Annotated in this window: 1 protein-coding gene; it reads right to left on the reverse strand. The window is 67.9% G+C overall.

Annotated elements, in window-relative coordinates; genetic code table 11:
* On the reverse strand, nucleotides 1-1,026 hold a 1,026-nt coding region (locus tag KBI5_RS24940), incomplete at its 3' end, for an FtsW/RodA/SpoVE family cell cycle protein (protein ID WP_085016644.1).
* Nucleotides 1,027-1,072: the final 46 nt, after the last annotated feature.

A 1,072-nucleotide genomic window follows, 5' to 3' on the forward strand; every position in this document is an offset into this window, starting at 1 on the left:
GTAGAGGCCCTGCACGAGCTGGTACGACGTGCTCGACGGGTTGTCACCGTCGAAGGCGTGCAGCCAGCCGTCCACCCGGACCTGGACATGGCTGAACATGCTGTGCGCGATCACGGCACCGAACAGAAACAGCACGAAGCCGACCAAGAGCCACGATACCCGCTCGGTGGCGACGTAGAGGACGACCATGAACATTCCGAAGAACAGCAGGGACGAGCCGAGGTCCTTCTGCACGATCAGGATGCCCAGGCTCGCCAGCCACGCCACCAGTACCGGCCCGAGGTCGCGGGCGCGCGGGATCCCCATCCCGAGAAAGGAGCGGGAGGCCACCGAGAGGACCTCGCGTTTGTTGACCAGATAGCCGGCGAAGAAGATCAGAAGAATGATCTTCGAGACTTCGCTCGGCTGGAAGGAGAACGGCCCGATCCGCAGCCAGAGGCGCGCGCCGTTGATGGTCGCGCCGATGYCCGGCGCGATCGGCAGCACCAGACCGACCAGACCGACCAGGCCGGYCGTGTAGGCGTACCGGGCGAGCGAGAGATGATCGCGTACCAGCGCCAGCACCAGGATGAAGACGATGACCGCCAGCAGGGTCCAGACGAGCTGCGTCTGCGCGGCACCGGGCGGAATGTGGGTTCCCGCCCGCTCGGCGGCATCCGCCTTGGCGAGGTCGAGCCGATAGATCATGACCAGGCCCAGGCCGTTGAGCGCGACGACGACCGGGAGCAGCACCGGGTCGGCGGCCGGCGCGAACCTGCGTACCGCCAGGTGGGCCAGCGCCCACAGGCAGAAGAAGCCGAGACCGATGGAGAAGATCCCGAGCGAGACCTGGCCGATGTCGGCGAAGGTCAACGCGGCGAGCGCGCTGGTCGCGAGCACGCCGGCGAAGATCATCAGGATGAGCTCCCGGCGCCGGTACGGCGGGAGGTTGGTGCCGGTGGGCAGCGGGAAACCGGCGAAGGTCGCGGTGAGGTCCGCCGACCTCGGCCTGCGTAGCGGAGGTAGGGGGATCGGCGGGCGGGTCATCGCTGGCCTGAGATCACGGTGAGGGGGTGGGGACGGGTGTGGTCGG

It is taken from the genome of Frankia sp. KB5 (assembly GCF_002099325.1).
GTDB classification, from domain to species: Bacteria; Actinomycetota; Actinomycetes; order Frankiales; family Frankiaceae; genus Frankia; species Frankia casuarinae.